Consider the following 22,406-nt stretch of genomic DNA (forward strand, 5'->3'; position numbering starts at 1 on the left):
GTGAAGAGCTGGCGCGATGAGCTGCAGGGCCTGGACATCGACAAGATCTGGGAGATGGGCAACGCCTGGATCAGGCTCGGCGACATGCTCTACGAGCAGAAGTACGACCTCGACAACCGGGTGTTGTTCTTCGACGAGAAGTGGCAGAGCAAGGCCGCGCGGACGATGCAGGAGTGCTGGACCGACGGCCTGAGCGATCGGTGGACCAAGTCCATCGACGCCGTCTGGAAGATCGGCCAGGCGATCAACCAATACGCCGACAAGATCAAGGAGTTGGCCGAGGAGAAGGCGAAGGCGGAGAACGCCAGCGTCTGGATGCAGATCTTCGGCACGATTCTCGGCCTCGCGACGTTCGGCGTGGGCTCGTTCCTCGGCGCGGCGATATCGCTGTCCGCGAGGCTCGCGTCCATGCTGGCGAACGTCGGCAGGACGCTGTCGCAGGTGCTCAACAGCTTCACCCGCAGCGCGATGGAACTCCTCGGTGGCGCGGGCCTCGGCGCGGCGCTGACGGCCGGTATCGACCGTGCCGCGGGCGAGGCCGGAGCCGCGATGGCGGGGACGGATTATCACTCCGACCCGAGGATGGAGGGCGCCAACATCGGCATCGGCGCCCTCATGGGGCTCGCCCCCGGGGTCGCCGGGCTGGGGCGAGGGGGCGGCCGAGGGGGCGCGTTGGGCGTCCAGGACGCCGTGCGGAGCGCCGTCCAGAACTGGTGGAGGTCGACGGGTGGCGGCAGGGGCTCCGCGACGTCCGCCTGGAACACCGCCTTCGGTGACCACACGACGGTAGCGCCCAAGTGGCAGAGCGGCGAGGGCGGGCGCGCGTCCACCAACACCAACTTCAACGACGGGAACCTGAACGTCGGCGGGCTCCGCACGTCCCCGACGTGGAAGACCCCCACCGGCGGCACCGCGGGCACGGGCGGCGACCGCGCCGGGGCGTCCGTCTTCTCCCCGGGCGGTACCCCTCCTCCGCCGCGCGGCACCGTCGGCGGCGGCGATCACGGCATGCCCGGTGCGCCGGGCGCCCCCGGTGTCAACGGGGGCGCGGGTTCGCGGGGCGGCGTGGTCGTCGAGCCGCAGGGCACGCCTCCCGAGGGGCCGGGCGGCACACCGGCGACGACTCCTGACGGCCCGCCCACGCCCGGGACCTCGCACGGATCGGAGGGGATGCCGCCCGGCGGCGCACCGCCCCTCCCGCATCCGGGCGTGCCGCAGGGCCCGGTGGCGGCCGAAGGGCGGGGCGGCACCGTCGCGCCCCCGCAGGGTCCGCCGCGCCGGGAGGGCGGCCCCGGGGGCTCCGTCGGCACGGACGGGCGGACACCCCCTCCGGACGGCACCGCGCAACCCCCTGTCCCGGAGGGCACCTCACCCGCCGGTACCGAGCACCAGTCGTCCGGTTCGCCGTCCTCCGACGCGGGGCGCTCGGCGCCGCCGCAGGACCAGGTGGGAACGTCCGGTCCGGGCGGGACCGCGTCCGGTGGCGACCCGCTGGTCCCCGTCGGGCCCGGTGGACGTGGGACGCCGCCGTCCGGCAACGAACACGTCGGCGCCCCGCCGCCCGCCCAGCAGCGCGGCAACTCCGGTGCGGAGGACGGCGGCAACAATGCCGCACCTCCGGGGGGCGGCGACCGGCAGTTCCAGCGGGGTGACGACCTGGCGGTGCCGCCGTCGCAGTCGCAGCGTGGTGGTGACCTGGCGGCCCCGCCGCAGGGTGACCGTGGTGGGGAGAGCAGCGCGTCGTCCCAGACCCTGCCGCCCAGGGACGCGGAGCAGCAGGGCATCTCACCGCAGGACCCCACGAACGCGCCGCCGGAGGGTGGTTCGTCCGGCCGCGTGCAGGAGGCGGACCACGGTGCGGACACCGTCGCGCGGCCCGGAAACGAGAGCGGGGCGGGCGCGCCCGAGGTGCAGGTCCGGCAGCCCGCGGAGACCGGGCAGCCCGGTGCCCAGGGCCCGGATCAGCACGTGGTTCCCGGCGGCAGGGTGGAAGGCCCCACCCCGCCGGCGGCGACGGGTGGTGGCGAAGCGGCGCTGGTGCCCCCCGTACCGAGGGCCGGCACAGGTGCGGCGGCTCCGCACGAGCAGGCTCCGCCGCCGGCGAGGACGACGCCGCCCGGGGACCGCGCCGGCGAGTACCGGCCCGACGGCACCACGAACAACCGACCCGTGCAGGAGCAGACGGGGACGCGCCAGCACGAGGACGGCACCGGCGGCACCGGCGGCACCGCCGTCACCGACGGCACCTCGACGCGCACGTCCGACGCCTCGGGGGAGAACTCTGCCCGCCCACAGGGCCAGGAGCGTGAGGCGGGTCCGGACCACCTCCAGGGTCAGGGTCAGCGGGGCGGCGAGGAGTCCGCGTGGGCGGCCGGTCAGCGGGCCGACGGCACGCGCGGCGACGGCACGCGGGGCGACACGGCGCGGGGCGAGACCGCGCGGGCCGGGGACGGTCCGGCGTCGCGGGGTCCGCAGCAGCAGCGGGCCGGCGAGTCCGGTCCGCCCGCGACGAACAAGACGCCTGCCACGGGAGGTTCGGCGCCCGGTCGGCCGGCGTCCGGCCCGGCGGAGCGGGACGGAGTGCGGGACGGGGCCCGGAACGGCACCGGTGGCGAGGGGCGTGCGCAGGCCCCGGGCGACGAGACGGCGCCCGTGGCCGAGGGGCAGGCACCGGCCCGGCCCGGCTCGGCGGCGGGGCCGGAGAGCGAGACCGCGGTGCCGGACGGCGGGTCGTCCGGTCCGGTGGCGCGCGAGGGTGACGCGGGCCGGGTGGGGATGTCCGGACAGCGCGACGAGTCGCCGGGCGCCCACGGCGCACCCGTCGGCAGGCAGCCGGTGTCCGGGGAGTCGGCCCACGAGGGGCCGGGGAGCGGACAGCCCGGCAGCGGTACGCACGAGGGCGACGGCCGGATCGCGGTCACCCCGGAGCGCACCGGCGGCGAGCGCACCGGCGGCGAGCACCACGGCTCCCTGGCGGCGCACCCCGACACGGACGGCGCGGTCGGACACCCGGCCGGCCAGGGCGAGCGCCCGGCGGGACGGAGCGGGCAGGACGCGGTCGCGTGGAACGAGGACGGCTTCAACCCGAACGAGGGGCACTCCTCGTACACCCTTGAGCTGGGCGACCCGGGCCGGCTTGCGGACATGCAGGTCAGGACCGAGAGCCTGAACAGCGAGTTCGCCACCAACAAGCTCCCTTGGGCCGAGCAGCGGACCCAGGTGCAGCGGAAGGCGGACGCCGCGTTGGAGGCCGCCTACCGGGACCACCGGGACCACCCGGAGCGGGGCTTCCCGGAGCGGGAGCCGGTGGTGGCCCTGGAAACCCGGGCGGAGAACGCGGGGCTGGTCGGTGCCGATGTGCGACGGGCGGCGGACGCGTACCGGGAGGCGCTGAAGGAGTGGCGCTCGGGGCGCGGCCGTGGCGAGGTCTCCTCGGAGGGCCTGGTCTCCCTGCCGACCTTCCCGGAGACCTTGCGGGGCAAGCTGGACGTCGCGTTCGGCGACCGGGTGCCCGAGGTGGACGTGGACCACGTGGCGTCGGCCATGATGAGGCAGGACGACGCGTACGGCCCCGTGGAGTGGGCGCGTGAGACGGGTGTGCCGGACCACATGGTGACCCCGGTCGCCGACGCCTACAAGATCGCCCAGTACGAGTTCTGGCGCGGCGAGGGCGCCGCAGAGCGCGGAGCCGGCCTGCGCGACTCGCCGTACGCGGCCCCCGACGACCCGCATTTCGTCCAACTGTTCAACGAGAAACTGGAGTCGGCCCTCAGCCAGTTCCACCACACCGTCTCGCCCGCCGACATCGCGCACCACATGCTCAGCAGGGACTCGTGGCTGGCCCACCAGACGACGCGGCCGGTGCGGGAGGCCGTCAAGGGCAGCTTCGACGGCGCCTGGCAGCCGCTCTTCGACAAGTTGCAGAAGGGCGAGATCTCCCCGCTGCAGTTCCGCAGGGAGTTCGACAAGCTGGAGGACGGCCTGCCCGAGCTGTTCCAGAGGGAGGTCATGGCCCGGGCGGTCCGGGACGACGTGCTGAAGTGGTTCGACGACTTCCAGCACGGGCCGCGTCACGACCGCGCGTCCTCCGCCGCAGGCGACACCGCACCGGTCGGCGCGCCGTCGGACGCCCCCGTGGGCGGCAGCTCCTCAGCGAGGGCCGAGGAGTCCGAGGGCCGTAGTGGCCTGGAGTTGACGCGGAAGGAGCCTCAGGGCCGTAACGCCCTGGAGCTGTCGCGGGAGGAGCCTCAGGGCCGTAACGCCCTGGAGCTGTCGCGGGAGGAGCCTCAGGGCCGTAACGCCCTGGAGCTGTCGCGGGAGGAGCCTCAGGGCCGCAACGCCCTGGAGCTGTCGCGGGACGAGTTCGAGGGTGTGCAGGCCACCTCGCGGGGCGCGGGTGAGCCGGACGGTGTGGAGTCGGCCGCAGGCGGACGGACCGCGGGCGAGACGGTCGCGGACCGGCCGTCCGCGAACAAGCTGACGAAGCCGAGCACCGGCGACAAGGTCGCGGCGGCGGTGCGTGAGTTCGCCGACAAACGCATCGGCCGGCAGGAGTTCGCGCAGCGCGTCTCGGATCTGATGGGCGGGCGCCGGGACGGGCTGGAGTCGCACCCCGTGCCCCGGTCGGACGCCGTCGCCCAGGGGGACGTTCCGGCGAACCCCGTGCGCTTCGAGCCCTCCCGGGACAGCGTGACGCGGCTCCACGAGGAGGCACAGGAACTGGTGGGCCCCACGGCCAACCGGTTCCTCAACGGCCGGATCGACCGTGCGGAGTTCGAGCAGCAGGCCGCCGACCTGGTGGCCAAGCTCGGGGCGCATCCGCCGAAGACGCAGACGCTCGTGGAAGGCGGCCCGGCCGTCCCGGACGGCGCGACCCACACCGCACCGGTGCGGCAGCACGGCACCGGCGATTCCCCGGCCGCCGTGGCGTCCACCCGCCCGAGCGGTCCCGACGCGCCGTTCGACAGGCCCGAGTTCTCCTCGCCCGCGGCCGAGGGCCAGGCACGCGCCGAGCTCGGCGACGCGATCGTCAAAGAGGTCCGCCGCCTCGCCGACGAGTACGGCATCGGCACGGGCCGGGGCGACATGGACGGATTCGTCGCCGCCGCAGGCGAACGCGTCGACGCGCTGTTCAAGGGCCTGGACAGCCGGCTGGCCCTGGAGTGGGAGGCGGACGGCGCCTTCGGCCGGCTCAGCCGCGAGGTGGGCATCGGCGACACCATCCCGCACGCCGAGCGGACCAAGCTGTACGACGAGTTCCGCGCCGACTACCGCGCCGCCACCGACAAGCTGCCGGCCAAGGACGGGCTGCCCGAGACCGAGGTGCGGGCCACGCCGCTCACGGAGTGGGCGGGCGACGGGCGCTGGTTCCCCAAGCTGCCGCAGGTGGAGGACACCTGGCGATCCCGGCTGACCTCCAAGGCGTTGGAGGAACAGCTCCGCCAGGAGAACAGGGCGGACCTGCCCGAGCACCTCCACCGGTGGTTGATCTCGGACCGTCAGGTCAGCCGCGAGAACCTGGCCGGCATCGACCGGAAGGCGCTGGTCGACGAGCACATGGCCGACGTCAAGGCCGCTGCCGACAAGGCCATGGGGGGCCGCAAGCCGGAGGAGATGTCCGCCCAGGACTGGTCGCGCTACAACGAGACCCTGGTCCAGGAGGATATCCGGCTGAACGCGTACATGCCCGGCCGCATCGACCGGCACGTCGGCGTCAACCAGATGCGGGACCTGGCCGGGCAGCAGTTCGCCAAGCGGGTCGGTGACCCTGACACTCCGGAAGCTGTCCTGGTGCGGGACCAGTTCCTCAAGTCGACGACCGACGCCTACAACGAGGTGATCGGTCTGCCCGGGGCTGAGCTGCGTGCGCTGACCGAGCGGGCCGAAGGGCTCCGCACCGAGGCGCACAACCTCCAGCGGGTGGTCGAGGACGCCCGCGCCGAGGCCGCGCGGTTCCGTACGAACATGGGGCTCTGGCAGAAGGTCGACGCCGCCCAGAAGCGGGCGGACGAGGCGCTCGCGCGTGCGGTGGACGCCGAGCGGGCGGCACACGACTTCAGCAAGAAGATCACCCCGGACGGCGTGTGGACGCGCGAGGAACTCCGGTCCCGCCAGGAGGAGTTCTTCAGGAACCACTTCGAGCCGAATGTGCGGTCCCTGCCCGACCGCCTCCGGTACGAGGAGCTGCAGAAGTCGGCGCTGGCCGAGGGCGGCCGGGCGTTCCACGACCTGACGACGAACCCGCGGTACGCCGATCGGGGCTCCGACGAGCTGGGTACGGCGCACGAGCTGGCGGACCGCAAGGGCGAGCTGTTCGGCCGGCCGGCGGTGAACCCGCTCACCGGACGCGCCGAGCGGCTGTGGGACGTCGACGAGTTGGCTTTCGACAAGCTGGCCGCCGAGTACCGCGAGCGGCACGCCCACAACCACAACGACGTCTGGGGACCCGGCGACCGCGACGTGGAGGCCGCGCTCGCCCAGGAGAAGCGCGACGGCGACGCCTTCGGGAAGGCCCTGAAGGAGGAGTGGGACAAGCACTGGAACCGGGCCGAGGAGCCGCGGCTCCAGGCGCAGCGGGAGCAGGACGCCGCCGAGGCCGCCGCCGGGCGCCGGCGGATGCAGCAGCTCTTCAGCGGCTCCGCGGGCAGGGACAGCGTCCGCGCAGAGGCGCTCGGTGTGCGGAAGCTCTCGGACGGCTCCTTCTCCCAGGAGCACCGGCTGCCCGCCGCCTCGTTCGCCGATCCGCGCGTGCGGACCTACTACGAGCAGCAGGCCAAGAACATCGAGGACCGCTTCCACGAGGGCTGGCTGTCCTACGAGAAGATGTCGGGCGTGCGCGGTGCGGAGCAGATCCGTGCCGACCTGATGCACGAGATACGGCAGCGCTGGTCCACCCTCAACGCGCGCGTCCAGGACCGGGAGGCCGCCTACCAGGCGTGGCGGAAGAACCCCGAGTGGCACATGGACCTGAAGACCTTCAGGTCCGAGCGCACGTCCCCGCCGCCGGTGCCCAGTGCCCAAGACATCGGCCGGTACCGTACGCCCACCGTCGAGGAGGTGCCCGACGCGGAGGCCGGCGGCATCGTCCGCGGGGGCGGTGACCAGCTGCTCGTCGAGCCGGAGGGGGCGCCGGAGCTGCCGACGTACGAGTCGGCCGTCGCCCACGAGTCGCGGCTGTGGGAGGAGGGCGGCGTCCGGGCGGAGGGTTCGGGTCAGGACCGGTCTCCGTTCGTCGAAGAGGTGCTGGACGAGGAGTTCGGCGGCACGCGCCCCGGCCTGAACGAGGGCGCCGAGGGCGCCACGGGATTCGCGGGTGCCGCAGGGTTCGAGGGCGCCACGGGCTTCCAGGGCGCCTCGGGGCTCGCGGAAGCCGACGCGGCGGTGCCCGCGTCCGCGCTCGCGGTGGGAGCCTCGGACGCGGCGTCCCAGGCGTCGCGGGTTGCGCAGGAGGTCCAGGCGCCGCCGAGCACCGTGCCGGACGCCGCCCAGGAAGCGCTGGCGAAGCTGGCCTCGGTGCGGGACACCGTCGAGGACCGGGAGACGGCCTACCAGGTGTTCGACGAGCAGCTGGGCGACCACGCCGGGCTGTCGCTGTCGGACACCCCCCGGCTGCGGCCGGTCCGCGAGTGGTTCGCCGACGCGTGGACCCACGCCCGGCCGGGCGACGAGCAGGCGGCGGTCGCCGCCGAGCTGCACGACAAGGTGGACGGCGTCGTGCGGCAGCAGGCGGCCGACGCGTGGTTCGACGAACACATCGTGCCCACCGTGATCCCGGACAGGCCCGCCCCCCGTTTCACCTTCCAGCCCTGGGAGACGTACGAGAGCGACTTCCACCACTCCCAGGCCGCCAAGGGCGTGCGCGCCGACTTCCACGCGGCCGTGGCCGAGTCGGGGGTGGCGTTCCAGGAGGACACCGACCGCGGCGCGCCCGCCGTCGCCGACCTGGCCGAGCGGTTCACGCAGCGCTACGCCCAGGCGCACCAGCAGTGGCGGGACGCCCAGCGGGCCGGTCGTGTCGTGGACCAGGTCATGTACGAGCCTGTCGACGACGAAGGGCTCACCCCGCGGCTGCTGGGCCACCAACTGCCGTCCGCGATGCGTCCGGCGTACGAGGAGCAGCTCCGCGGCCTCCAGGACCAGTTCCGGCACGACTGGAGCGCGGTGGAGGAGACCGCTCCCGAGGACCTCGCAGCCCAGCGGCAGGAGTTGACGGACAACTTCCGGCAGGCGGTGCGGGACCTGTCCGCACGCGCCCAGAAGGCGGGGCTGCACGCGAACGACCTGGTGGGACTGGCCGAGCGGGGCCGCACCGGGGGCTGGGACCGGGAGACGAACGGCTGGTTCCAGGAGCGGAAGCAGCACCTTCTCCAGGAGTACGGCGAGGAGCTGGGCTTCGGCACCCGCGGCCTCCTCTCGGAGGACGAGCGGGCCGCGGCGGAGCGGGACTTCGTCCGCCGGCTGGACGCGCTCGCCAAGGTGGCCGGCATGCGGCACCGGGCGAACGTCGAGTTCGACGGGCTCGTGTCCCGGCAACAGACCGAGCAGGACACGGCCGTCGTCCACGACCGGCGGGTCGTGGACTGGGCCGAGGAGCAGGCGCAGGCGGCGCGCACCGCGTACGCCGACGCCTACCTGGCCCACCAGGCGTCCCTGGCCGACGCCGAGGAGCAGGCCGGACAGCAGACCGATCAGCAGCAGGCCGAGGAGCAGGCCGGGCAGCAGGGCAGCGGCGCCCAGGAGCAGTCGGGCGCGACGACGCAGGTGTCCGTGCCGGCCGCGCCGTCCTGGGCGGCGGAGGACGACTGGCGGCGCGCCGCATGGCCGACGCTCCTGAAGGACCTGTTCGACGCGAAGCTTTCCGCGCAGCGGGAAGCGGAACGGGCGCAGGAGCAGGCGCGGGAGCAGGAGCAGGCGCAGGCGGAGCCCGGGTCGCAGGCGGGGACGCGGTCCGACGCCCAGACGCAGGTGGTGCCCGCTCAGGGCACCCAGGGCGTGTCGGAGGAGGACCGGCGACTCTACGACGAGGCGTTCGAAGCCTGGGCGTCGCTGCGCCGGGGGCTGGTGCGGGATCTCCGCATCGATGCCGGCCGGGTGTACCAGGAGGCGTGGCAGGCCCACGAGAGCCGGCTGCGCTCCGGGGGCGAGGACGCCGACGAGGCGTGGGAGCGGCTGGCCGGACAGTTCGATCGCGGCCTGGCCCAGCAGGCCGTCGTGGCACGCGGTGGCCGGCTGTTCGACCGGTCCTTCGACGCCTGGTTGCGGTCGGAGGAGGCCAGTCAGGTCCCGGCCCCGGCCGCCGAGGCCGCGCGGGAGGAGGTGCGCGACGCCTTCCTGCGGGACCTGTCGCAGGTGGCCGGCGAGGTGTTCGACACCCCGGCCGCCGCGCAGGAGGGGCTGCGGGACGCCGTGCAGCGGGTCCGCGAGCGGGCGCACGCGCTGGCCGACAGGGTGGGGGAGCAGGCCGACCGCGCCGCGAGCCTCCAGGTCGAACGGCAGCGGCTGGGCAAAACTTTCCAGGACGCCCTGGGGGTCCTGCCCACCCGCCTCGGCTCCCTGCTGGGCGTGCTGGCGCCGGGCGTGCCGGTGGAGGCGGTGCTGTCGCAGGCCGATGTGGCCGCCGTGCACGAGCAGGCCGAGGGCGAGCTGCGGGCCGCGTTCGACCTGACCTTCCAGGACGTACCGCCGCGGCACGCCACCAGCGGTGACAGGGCCGACTGGGAGCAGCGGTACGCCGATGTGGCCGCCCGTATCCCGGGCCGGCTGCTGCACCACGCCGCCCGCCGCGCCGTCCAGCAGGACGCCGTGCGGCAGGTGGAGAAGGCCGTCCGGTCCTGGGAGAACCAGGAGGGGCTGGTCGACGGGGCGTTCCGGCGCCGCTTCGGCGTCGCCTCCGGCTCCGGGCTGGACGCCTCCGTCCTGCTGCCGTTGGAGGTCGGGACGGCGAAGACGGCGGCCGCGGTGTTCGACCGGTTCTTCTCCGAGGGCAGCTTCGTGCCGGGCAGGGTCGACCGGGTGCTCGACCACTGGAACCACTGGCGGGGCGACCTCGGGCAGAACTACTGGACGTCCCAGTGGCGTACGCAGCACTCCCGGGTCACCGACGCGGACCGGCTGCACACGAAGTTCGCCGAGGAGCTGGGCCGCCGGGCCGCGCACGCTCAGGCCACGCGCCGCTTCGACGAGCAACTGGCCGCCTGGGAGGAGCAGCACCCCGGGCAGACGCTGGCACCGGAGGCGGTGCAGCGGATACGCGAGGATTACGCGCGGCAGACCGACGCCGCGTTCCGCGACACCTTCGACGCGCATCTCGGCAAGCCGAGCGGTCTGAACGCCCAGGTGAGGACGTGGGACCGGCGTGCCGATGTCCTGAGCGGCGCCCTGCCGGCGCACTTCGACTTCGAGGCGTGGGCCGAGCCCGCGCTGCACCGGGTGGGCGCGGCGGCCGACGCGTTCGCGCTGCGGCACGGCCTGGACGAGGACCGGCTCACCGAGATGGGTGCCGACGCCCGCGAGCTGTCCCGCTGGCTGTGGGCGCCGGCGTCGCTGGCGTCCTCCTGGACGGCGGCGGAGGCGGCGACCGGCGACCGGTTCGCCGCCGGGGTGGCCGACCACCGGGAGCGGACCGCCCAGGCGGCGGACGACTCCGACGCGTGGGTGGACATCGACGAGGCCGACGCGCGGGCGGACGACAGCGCGTCCGGCGGCCGGGTGGGCGACGACCTCCTGGACGGCGCCCACGCCGGGTCCGCGTCCGGGACCGCCGCTGCCGGCCAGACCGCCGACAAGACCGCCGGGCAGACGCTGAGCGAGGCCGACGACGACACCGCCAGCGACACCGGGACCGACACCGCCGGCGAGACCGCGACCGAGGCCACAGAGGAGAGCACCGACGAGACCGCCGCCCAGGCCGGCGGCGAGACGGTGACCGAGGCGGCCGAGGAGGCCACCGCTGGGACCGCCGACAAGGCGGTGAACGCCCCCCGCGAGCCCTCCGAGGACGACTCCTCCGTCTCCTCCGCCTCCTCCGTCGCCCCGGAGGAACAGGACGGCTCCGCGGAGGTCACCACCTCCGCCCAGCTGTCGCGCACGGCGCAATCGGCGCAGGAAGCGCGGGAAGCGTCGGCGGGCCAGGAAGCGTCGGAGGGCCAGGGGACAGGGACGTCTCAGTCCGCCGCGTCCGACGACAGGGCGGCGGAGCCGGTTCGACGGGAGAACTCCGTCCGTTTCGCCGCCGCCGAGGACTTCGACGACGACCGGTCCGACCAGGGCACCGAGGGCACCGGTGGCACCGGTGGCAGCACGTCGGACTCCGCGAGCACCACGGGCTCCGCGGACAGCGACACGTCGAGCAGCCACTCCAGCGAGGCGTCGGCCGCCGACACCGCGTCCGAACTGGGCGCCGACTACAGCGAGGAGGTGCGCACCCTCCGTATCACCGTCCAGAACCTGGAGAACCGGCGCACCTGGTGGCGCCTGCGGCACGGCATGCGGCCACCGCGGCAGGAGCACAGGCTCCATGGCTACCCGGCCGTGCCGACCACCGTTCCGGAGACGACACCCACCGGCGAACCGAGCCCGATGTCGGAGTCGGAGCAGCGCTCCTGGGCGCAGTTCATCGTGCGCCGCCGCCACCAGGCGTGGGACCTCATGGGGTTCCCGCGGCGCTCGGCGGAGGACTGGCTCTACGAGGACGGGCCGGCGTACGACCGGGCGCTGGACTACCTGCGCAACCTGCACCGCGAGGTGTTCCTCGGGCAGCGGCAGGGGCGGACGGGCACGGGCGCGTCCTCGTCGGACCGGTCCGGCACCACAGGCACCGCCACCGGCGCCACCACCACCAGCAGCACAGCCGCCACCGAGGCCGCCACCACCGGCACCGCCACCAGCGCCTCCGCCCCCCGCACCGAGGATTTGGTGGCGGGCACGGTGCCGCTGCCCGCCGAGGCCGCCGCCTTCGACACGGTCCGGGCCATGTACGTGGTCCAGCCCGGCGGCGCGGGCGACCCGTCCTTCGACGAGAGCGGCGTGCAGACCTTCGCGGACGGCAGCAGCCTGCGCAAGCACGCCGTCCGGGAGAGCGGCACCCAGATCATCCTGCACGAGCCGGAGACGGTGGCGCAGAAGATCGTCGAGGCCCTCCGGCCGCATCCCAAGGACGTGGGACGGCTGTACAACGATCTGCTGGGCGACATGTCCGGCCGGCCGCACAACCTGCTCGGCGAGATCCCCCGGACACCGGGCGAGCGGCAGCACGCGACCGAACCCGGCCCGGCGGGCGACGGCAAGGCGGTCACGTTCCGGGGCGCGGACGGCGTCTGGCGGCTGGCCAGGATCCGGATGCGCAACTTCGGCGACTACGCGGTCTACGAGGCGCCCCAGGGCACCCGGAGCGCCGAGGGCGTCGAGGACACCGCGACGGGCCTCAAGGTGCACCAGCGGCAGCGCACCCACGACAAGAGCGTCCGGGCGGCCCAGAAGGACTCCCCGGGTGCCGCCTCCCTCGGCGGCGGCTTCTGGCCGCCGATGGGCGACCCCAGCGGCCTGCTCCGCGTGGACCTCAGCTTTTCCCACAACCGGGAGCAGTACAAGAGCACTTTCCAGCAGGCCGTCCAGGAGACCCGTCAGGTGCGGGACCAGGTGGGCGGCAAGGCGTACACCAACAAGGCGCTGTACGACGTCGAGCTGTACGACCAGCACCCGAAAAACGGGACGCTGATGCCGTCCGCGGCGGCCGGGCAGGACACGCCGCACGTCCTGCGGTTCGTGGTCCGCGACGGCTTCGAGTGGCGGGTGCCGGACGGCATGACCAAGAAGGTGCCGGCCAAGCCCCAGGGGCTGCCCCGCGCCATCGAGTTCGCCGACGGGAAGCTGCCGGACCAGGCCACGGGACAGCTCACCGTGGCCCCGGAGCTGTTGCAGTGGCTGCTGCCGACCCTGCAGAAGTTCACCGGCCTCACTCTGGAAGACAGGGGCGTCGACCAGGTACTGAGGAGCTTCCAGGAGTCCCGGCTCAGCGAGGACATGTTCCTGGCCAACCAGAGCGGGGGCACCAAGGTTCTGCTCCAGACCAACTCGGGCCAGATCGCCGGCTCCGTGGAGTGGACGGTGCGGCCGGCCCCGGGGAAGGCGGCGAGCCTCGACCGTCCGGTCTACGACTCCACGCTGCGGAACGAGAAGGAGTACATGCCCTCCGTCGCGCACGAGCGGGGGCTGAACAAGAGCCTGGCGGTCACGGTCAGCGGAGGCGTCGGGGCCAACGTCCCGACCTTCCGGGTGATGGGCGGCGCGGGATTCACACTCGGCACGAGCAGGACCGACGCCAACACGGTCACGCACACCGGCGGCGTGTACACGGGACGGGAGGACAAGGGCACCAAGGGCCTCTACCAGGGCCCCGTCGAGGTGAGCCTGACGGTGAACGCGCCGCACGACCTGGCCCGTCTGCCCCAGCCGTCCGACTTGAAGGGTGCCGACCCGAAGGGCCTGGTGGCATCCTTCGAGGGCAACGTCCGGCTCCAGACGCCCCGGACCGAGGCGCGGAAGCTGGGCGGCTGGGACCCCGGCCGGAGGGTCAAGGGCGCGGACGGCGAGCCGCTGCACGTGCCCGAGATGCCGCCCGAGCTGCGGGGACGCCACCCGTTGGCGCTGATGGCCTACGGCGTCGAGATGCTGGTGAGCCGTGCCGAACTGCTCAACGAGCCCAGGACGCAGCCCCCTCGGCCCCGCTCACCCCTGCTGGGCTTCGCACCCCGGATCCGGGCCAACTCCTCGCGCAGCGGGTCCAGTACGCCGGGCAGCGACGCCGCACGGTTGCCGTCCCCGCTGCATCGCCGTACCAGGTCTGCGCAGCACGCGCTGGGCGACCAGGGGCTGCTGGGGCTGCCGGACGCCGAGGGGAGCGAGGCGCGGTTCGGCGTCCCGCGCGGCCGCAGGTCGCGGGCCGGGACGGTGACCGGAGCGGCCGAGCGCCCGCAGGAGCTTCCGCTCCAGCTTCGCGACCGGCGCCGGGGAAGCTCGGCTCCCCCTGTGCCGGAACGGCTCCAGGTGCCCCCCTCGCCGCTCGACGGCCCGGCGGAGGCCCCGTCCCCGGTGGTGGAGGAGCCGACCCTGATCGGTCCCGCGGAGCTGAGGCGGTTGGTCTCCCGGGTTCTGGAGTCCGACCCCCGGCTTCGGAAGTGGATCGCCCCGGAGCCGTCCAGGATCCGGAAAGGCTTCCGCGAGGCCGATCGCAGGCTGCACCCGCCGCTGAGGAAGGCGAAGGTGCGGATGGGCGACGCCCGGCGGGCGGCGTGGGCCGCCGTGCGCGGCAGGCCGATACCGCACCGGCGCCCGGTGAAGCCTCATTTCGATACCCTGCACCGGAAGGCGATCAACGCGCTCCGCAACCAGCAGCTGATCGACCAGGGGTTCTCGCCCTTGTCGTTGAACACCTGGATGCGGACGACGTTCGACCAGGAGGGCGCCACCTACGTCGTCCAACTCCGGCGCCCCGGGCTGCTGTCCCAGAGCACGCTGGTGCTCAAGTTCCGCGGCACCAGCTGGGGGGACTTCAAGTGGAAGGGTTACGAACCGCACGAGAACACGCGTGGGGGCTACCGCGGCGGCACTGACGCGGGTAACTCCTCCAACGCCACTCAGAGCGGCGGCGTCACTGCGGGAATCGACGGCGGGCCGAGGTTCGACGGGGGCCGGTTCATGCCCGGCGGCGGGGTGGCCGGTACGTGGTCCGCGTCGCGCCGGGGCGAGACCGGGACCGGGGTCGCTTTCGACGGCACGGTCGTCTCGGACTCCGGCGTGCACCTCTACGGCACGGAGTTCGGCCTGGAGGTCACGGCGGAGGTGCACACCGTGCCGCGTGGTCCGGTGCGCGCGGTCACCGGGAACTGGCTGAGCAAGCGCCCCGAGGGGCGGGCTCTCGCCGACGGGAAGCGGAAGAACGTCGGGAAGCGGAAGAACGCCGGGAAGCGGAAGAACGGCGAGCCGCGGACCGCCGGGCCGGACGCGCAGCCGCGCATCGTGCCCGTCCGGCTCGGCAGCCCGGGGGACGGGGCGCTGCACATTCAGGTCGCAGCGGTGGCCCGCGTCCCCGACGCCCTGATGCCGCACAGCCTGAGCAACGTCCGCAAGCAGTCGCCGGCCGACGTGCAGCCCACCGTCCAGGGCCAGGAGCGGGCCCAGCACAACGCGCCGCCCCCGCCCTCCTCCCGGGTGCTCACCGAGCCGCAGGCGCGGGCGCTGCGGGACGCCCTCATGCGGCGGCCGTTCCGGCCGGAGGAGCACGTCCACCAGGTGCCGCTGTGGGTCGGGCACGCCAATCCGCTGGCGGACCTGATGGCGAACATGATCGCGGAGATGTCGCCGAAGGAGACCCGGTGGATGCTGTCGGCCACCGGCACCACGGAGCGGCAGACCATCGACATGTCCCTCGCCCCGGGGCAGTTGGAGTCGCACCTGGCCGCGATGCTCGTCGGCCAGTGGCCCGCGGTGCGGGTCAAGGTCACGGGACGGTTCTTCGGCCTGGAGGCCGAGGTGGATGTCACGGCCCTCCAGCAGGGGCACCGCGTCCGCCCCATCCTGAACGGCGGCCTGCACAGTGAGGCCGGCTACGCGGGCCCCATCTCCGTGGGGAGCGGCACCGCCGGCAAGCGTGGCTGGGAGGCCGGCGTCCGGGCGTCCGGCTGGGGCAGCATCAACAACGGGGTGCCGGACGCGTTGCCGGCCACGATCATCACGGGACCGTCCTGGACGCCGTGGCAGCGCATGAAGAGCGAGGGAGTGTCGCAGGGACTGTCCTTCACCTTCCAGGCCGGCCAGACCCGCGGCGGCCGGCAGGCGCGCACCGAGCACGACAGCACGGTCTACGTGGTCTCCGCCAGGATCAAGTCCAACAGACCGTTCTCCAAGGAGCACGAAAAGGTCGGCGCCGTGCTCGTCCAGTCGAGGTCGACGGACCTGCGGGACCTGAAGTCGGCCGTGGAACTGGGGCTGGTCAGCAACGGTCTGGACAGGCCGAAGCCGCTGCCGGCCGTCCGGCCGCTGCTGCCGACGCCGATCCTGGCGACGGCCGAGGGGGCGCTCGATCCCCGGGGCGTACTGGACGCCTTCCGGCGGGCACTCGCGTCGGAGAAGCTGGGCAAGGTCCTGCCCGCCAGCGGTATCCGCGACCTGGGCGGGCTCTACGACCAGTTCGCCCTCCTGCTGCGCAACCCGCACCTCGTTAGGTCCATGTACGACCAGCTCAGCACCCCGGAGGGGCTCTCGACGCGGCACTACCACAACCAGTTCTTCGACCGTTTCCACCTCGGGTCGCTGAGCGGCACCGTGCGGGTGCGGCTGGTGCGCGGTGAGCCGCGGTACCGGGACGCACACCACAACATCGACGTGGAACAGGAACTCGTCCTCACCGAGAAGAAGACGCGGAGCCTGGGCACCTCCCGGCCGAAGAAGGTGACGTCGCCCTTGCCCCTCACCGCGGTCTTCGGCACGGAGAAGAACGACGCCTCGGGTGAGGCCCAGGGCCACAACACGGTCCTGGCCCCCGGTGTCACCGCGGCCTCGTCCAACGTGCAGAGCACCAGCGTCACCAACGAGGTGAGCCGCAACCCGGCGCTGGCCATGCCGGGCGACTGGAAGTTCGACGTCCCGCAGTGGGTGGAAGTGACCTACACCCGGGACGACGGCACCGAGTTCGCGGTGCTGGAGCCCGCCGGCCGGCTCAGTGAGGTGTACCCGGACCTGCTGGTGCTGCCCGTCCGTCAGGACGCCGCCGGTACCGCCGCCGGAACTGCGGAGGCCGTCCGGCCGGACGGTGCGGAGGTGACGGCGCCGGCGGTGCGGGCGCCGGCGGTGCGGGCGGAGGCGGGCAAGGAACCCGTCGTCGTCCCGGTCCGCCCCGGCGACCGGTTGGCCGCGCCGCAGGACCATCCGCTGGTACGGCTCCTCCAGGACAAGCAGGTCACCGTGCTCAACGCCCCGGGTGGCCTCCAGCGGGAGAAGCACGCCGAGGCCGTGCTGGCCCGTGCGTACAACTGGTACCGCGAGCAGCGGCCGGCCGGGGGCGGCGACGCGGTCACGACGCGGCTCGCCGCCGGCACCGCCGACGACGCGTCCTCGGCGTCCTCGGCCTCCTTCGTCCCGGCGACCTTCCGCAACACCGAGGACATCCCGCTCGGCGCCCTCGTCCGCGCCTCCGGGACGGGAACCCCCACCACCATCGCGGCCGACCCCGGCCCCGCGCACGCCATCACCGTGACCACGGGCTTCTCCGTGGCCGACGGGCCCCGTGAGGCCCAGGCGCCCGGGGACGACGCGTCCACCCCGGGCCTGACCTGGGACCCGGGCGACCTCATCTTCGCCGGCACCTCCAACGGCTACACCGTCACCACCGTCACGGTGGAGCCCGCGCCCGAGTCGTCGGGGACACGTGTGTCCGGCGGCGGCAAGGCCCTGCGGATCGTCCCGAAGCGGTGGAGCGGCATGCTGCGGGGCATCTCGCAGCGGCAGCGCGACGTGCGGGACTGGGCGTCCCGCAGCCCGCTGGTGCGCGGCCGGGACTACACGTCCCTGACGCGCCCCGGCACACAGGCCCAGGTCGAGATGAGCCGGCTGCTCGGCTCCCGCGCGCTCCGGCTCAAGGGGCCGGACGCCGTGGGGCCGCGGGGCTACCGGCTGCCGCGGGTGTACAACGGCAGCGCCGTGGGCGACGCGCACGCGGATATGCGGGTGTGGTGGAGGTTCCTCGCAGGAGCCAGATGGAAGGTGCACGGTGCCACGCGCACCTTCGGGCAGTACACCGACCAGCAGGTGGCCAACACCGACCAGTTCGAGCAGGGTGCGTCCGGCATCGAGGCGGCGGTGTCGTTCGGCGGGCACCCCGCCTTCAACTCGGGCACCACGACGGGCAACAGCTTCCCCAGCGACAACCTGCCGATGCTCGGGGCAGGCGACACCGGTGCCAGCCAGCACGCGGACAAGTCCGTCTACCAGGTGCGGGGGGTTCCGGTCAGGGAGCCGCAGCTGCTGGTCGGGATCTCCGGGCTGGAGCAGTGGGTGGAGGCCAGGGTCGGCAAGAACTGGCCGAAGGAGTGGAAGGACTGGGTGCACCGCGCCGTGCGTGGGCGGATGCACTTCGGGCACGAGCGGGCCGAAGCCTTCGCCTCGTCGTTCGTGGACGACGAACCGCTGTACTTGATGGTGCCGGAGCGGCAGGCGCGGGAGTACGGGCTGATCGACGACAGCACCTACCCCGAGGTGGTCGGCACCGCCTGGGACCGTGTCGACGCGCTCCACGAGAAGATCCGCGATGTCTACAAGCAGCTCGAGGCGGCCGACATCCGTGTGGAGAGGATCTACAAGGAGCTGTACGACCTGCTGAGCGAGCCGGAGCGGACCGAGGCGCACGCCGTACCGCTGCGCGACCGGTACGAGAACCTCGTCCGGCGGCTGGGTGAACAGCTGGTGGAGCGGGCCGGGCTGCGGGACGCCTACGAGCGGCTGGGGGCCGATCAGGCCGAGGCGAAGCTGTCGGCGCTGGATCTGACGGAGTGGTACCAGCAGGACCCGGCGACCCGCACCGGCGAGCCGCCGGCCGCCTGGAAGCCGCACGAGCTGGACGAGGAGCTGAAGGCCGCCCAGCACCCCCTCGCCCCGGTCGGTCAGGACGAGGTGGCGGCGCCGTCGCCCCACGAGGCACCGCCGGAGGTCCCCCTCTACCGGCGGCGGGACGTGAAGGACCTGGTCAGGCGTGCCGACTCGCCCGGTGACTGGTGGAACGGCCCGCAGGTGCCGCCGCAGCACCTGGAGCTGCGGGAGTGGCTGAAGGCGGACGCGCTGCGGGGCCTGGTCCGGGCCAAGCGGGCGGAGCTGAACGCGGCGCTGGACGCGGGGGACGCGCACGTGGCCGCGGTACGCGGCGGCGAACTGGCCTACCTCCAGGAGGCGTTGGCCGACGTCGTCCGCACCGGTGAGGGCATGCGCCAAGCCATCGACGAGGAGCTGGACCGGCTGGACCGCGAGGCGCGCGAGTCCGACCGCGAGGAGGACGAGGGCCGCGGGCAGACGGAGGCCGAGACCCGCCAGACGCTGGCACAGGAGATCCGCACCCATTTGTCCGCGGGCAGTCCGCTCGACACGCAGCCGCGCGAGGTCGAGGTCCTCCAGACGCAGCTGGACTCGGCCTGGAAGGGCGTCCCGACGACGACTGCCGGCGGCGCCCGCGCCGCGCACGGCGCCGCCACCGTCACCGAGGAGCAGCGGGACCAGGTGGCGCGGCTGGAGAACCAGCTGCACCGGGCGAAGGTGAAGCAGGCCGTACTGGACTTCGCCACCGACCCGCAGCGGTTCCCCCAGCCGTCGGCGCTGCCCGCGACGAGGGCGACCCGGGACCTGTCGGAGACCGAACGGGAAGCGCTCCGGTGGAAGGAGGCCCTGGACGCGTCGGTGCGCTTCGAGCCGGTACGGGAGCCCGGCGAGGACGCGGTGACCCGCTACACCGGCCCGGACGGCACGGTCTACGACGTCTTCGATCCGCACAGCGTGCGCACCCCGGAGGCCACCAAGGGCGAGGGCCTGCCGCTGTCCCTGGACGCGGGGCTGGCCGCGCTGGACCACGCCGGACTGACGCAGAACCCCTACGAGGGCGTCACCTCCGCGCAGCGGGCCGCGCAGGTCCGCGCCGACCTGGCCGCTTGGGTGCGGGCGAACCCCGAGCTGGTCGCGGACTGGGCCGAGCGCGAGCCGGACGACGTCTTCACCCCGGACGATCTCGCCGCCGCCGGACTCGGCGTGCTCGACACCTCGGGCAAGGACACGCACCAGAAGGAGTTCGACGAAGAGGGCGTGCTGCACTTCAACGTGCCCACCACGCCCGAGCAGCGCGCGGAGCTGCTGGCACGCCAGCTGGAACGCCCGGGCGGCACCGAGGTGAAGACCGGGGCCATGACCGTGCCGACGGCCGGCTACGACAACTCCGCCATGGACCTCGCACCGCAGCTGTTCGCCCACCGGCACAACGTGTCGGTGCACGTGGTCATACCCGACCAGGGCGTGTTCGTCTTCCACCCCGGCGTCACCGGCGCGGTGACCGAGGACGAGGTGCCGGGCGACCTGCCGTCGGTGCACGTGCTGCGCGACGGTGACACCTACAAGGCGCTGCTGCCGCGCCGCCTGGTGGAGAAACTCGGCCTGCCGCGCCGCCCCGTCCTGCCGCCCCGCCTCACGGTGACCGACCCGGACGGCCACGTGCAGCCCAGCGTGTTCGTCTCCCTGGCGGACGCCGTCTTCGCCGCCGACACGGTCGCGGAGTTCGTCGCGGAGGGCGGTACGGAGTCCGCTGCCCAGGTGGCCACCGAGGGGGCCGCGGAGCCGGTAACGGAGGGTGCCGGAACGGTTGACGGTCGGTCCGACGGGACCAGTGTGTCGACTTCCGCGGACGACGGGACCTCCCTTGACGCGGAAGAGGACACGAGCGGAGAACGGCCGCCGGAGTCCGTGGCGCGTAAGAGCCACACGAAGAGCGCGAACACGGGCTGGGGGGCGTTCACCGGTCCATCCGGATGGCAGGGATACCAGCAGCCGCAGCAGGTCCCGCAGAGTGCTGCCCTCGGCAACCCCTTCGCCAGCGCGTTGTCCCAAGCGCAGGTGCCCCGCGGTTTCCAGGCCCCTGCCCCGGTCGGTCAGACCTCTGCTGTTCCGTCGCCTCAGTACGTGTATGCGGCTGAGACACGGATCGGCGGAGTCGCGGGCCGAGGCCGCAACTATGCGTCGCAGCCGCTCGGTGACATCGACCTGTCGCGTTGGGGCGTCATCGGTGCGGACGGGACACGGCGGGAACCCGTCGAGACCCCATGGGCGGGCGAACCGGTTTACGCGCTGGTGGCCGAGGGGGGTCCTGAGGGACTGTGGCTGCCGGACGGTCCGGACGGTACGAAGCGCCTGTTCGGTCCTGAGCAGGTGGCCGACGTGGTCGCACGGGACCCGGAGCGGCCCGCTGGGACACGGGTGGTGATTCTCGCAGCGAGAGGCGGTGCGGACCTGCTGGTGCTGCCACGGCAGGTGGCGCACCAGTCGCAGGCAGGCACGTTCTCGATGGACGCCTGGAAGTACGAGTGGGTCACTCCGGCTGGCGGCGGGCTGCCGTATGTGGCGTTCGTCGAGGATCCCCAGGGTATGCGGCCGACGGGCCAATGGATTCTCACCCGCCCCGGCATGCTGTCGGAACCCGGCCTGCTGCCCCCGGCCGGGGACATGGTGTTCCAACCCGGCAAGAACCACTCGTTCACCGAAAACACCATGGTGACGCACACGCTGGTCGACCCGAACACCCACGAGTCGACCGGGCGCAGCCTGCACGATTCCGAGGATTTCGCCGAGAACGAGTGGGCGTACCGGCCGCTGCCCGCCGTGCGGCACTTCGCGCGGTGGGACCCTGACAGGGACGTTGAGGGCCCGCTGCGGGAACTCCCGCCGGGGATGGCGAACTCGTACATTTTCTCCACACACGGGCGCATCGAGTTCGGGGCCGTGGCGGCCACCTACAACGAGGTCCAACCCGACGGCAGCACGGCGGAGATGCCCTCGGATGTGGCGTGGGAGGAGGCCGGACGGTTCATCCGGCGCCGTCCGAGTTTCCGCGGAAAGCCCACTGTGTGGATGGACGTCTGCGACAGTGGCAAGAAAGTCGCAGACCCGCTGGTCGAGCCGGCGTTCCCGGGGGTGAGGACGGCAACCGAGGTAGGAGTTCCGGCCTACACCTACGCGGACAAGGCGAATTATGTCGAGGAGGGAGACGGAAAGCCGGCTCGCCTGCTGATTCACGGCAAGCTGGACGAGAACCGCGAGGACATCCTCGTGGCCAATCCGGAGATTTCCGAGGCGTATCTCCCGCTGATCGCTGACCGAGCGGGTTTGCATCCGGACATTCCCGAGCGCGAGACGCGGGCGCGTCGATTCACTCGTGTCCTGCGTTACGGCTTCGGCGATGCGATCGAGTCCCCGGAGCGGGTCGGCGAGTACGTGGGCTACCTCCGTGGGCTGGGGGCGCTTGAGTCCATGCGCTGGGGCATCGGGGACACCGACCCGCTGACGATGCCACGGCTGGAGCACATCCTGGAGCTGTTCTACAGGCGCCATGGCCAGCCGGTGCCGGCCGACCCGGGCCAGGCGGTCGGCGGCATGCTCGTCCAAGCAGCCCGGACCGAGGGCGCGATGGAGCTCCTGAACTTCCTGGAGAATCCAGCGACCGCGCCGCAGTTGCCCGTCGCGATCCCGGCCGGCCCCACGACTGAGGCCGTCCCCACCGGCTCCGGGGCCGGCACCGCGTCCGAGGCCACACACCACGGCCCGTCGGCCAGGACGAGCCACACCAAGAGCGTGCCTGTCCGTGGGGACCGGGTCGTCGAGGACCCCCG

Annotated in this window: 1 protein-coding gene (only partly in view); it reads left to right on the forward strand. The window is 73.3% G+C overall.

Features of this window, described 5'->3' with window-relative positions; translation table 11 throughout:
• On the forward strand, positions 1 to 22,406 hold the start of the coding sequence (locus FM076_RS17460) for a hypothetical protein (protein WP_173871844.1). It continues 40,108 nt past the right edge of the window; the window shows 22,406 of its 62,514 coding nt (coding positions 1-22,406); the start codon lies at positions 1 to 3; the stop codon falls past the right edge of the window.

Source organism: Streptomyces albus subsp. chlorinus (assembly GCF_013302895.1).
In the GTDB taxonomy this organism is placed as follows: domain Bacteria; phylum Actinomycetota; class Actinomycetes; order Streptomycetales; family Streptomycetaceae; genus Streptomyces; species Streptomyces chlorinus.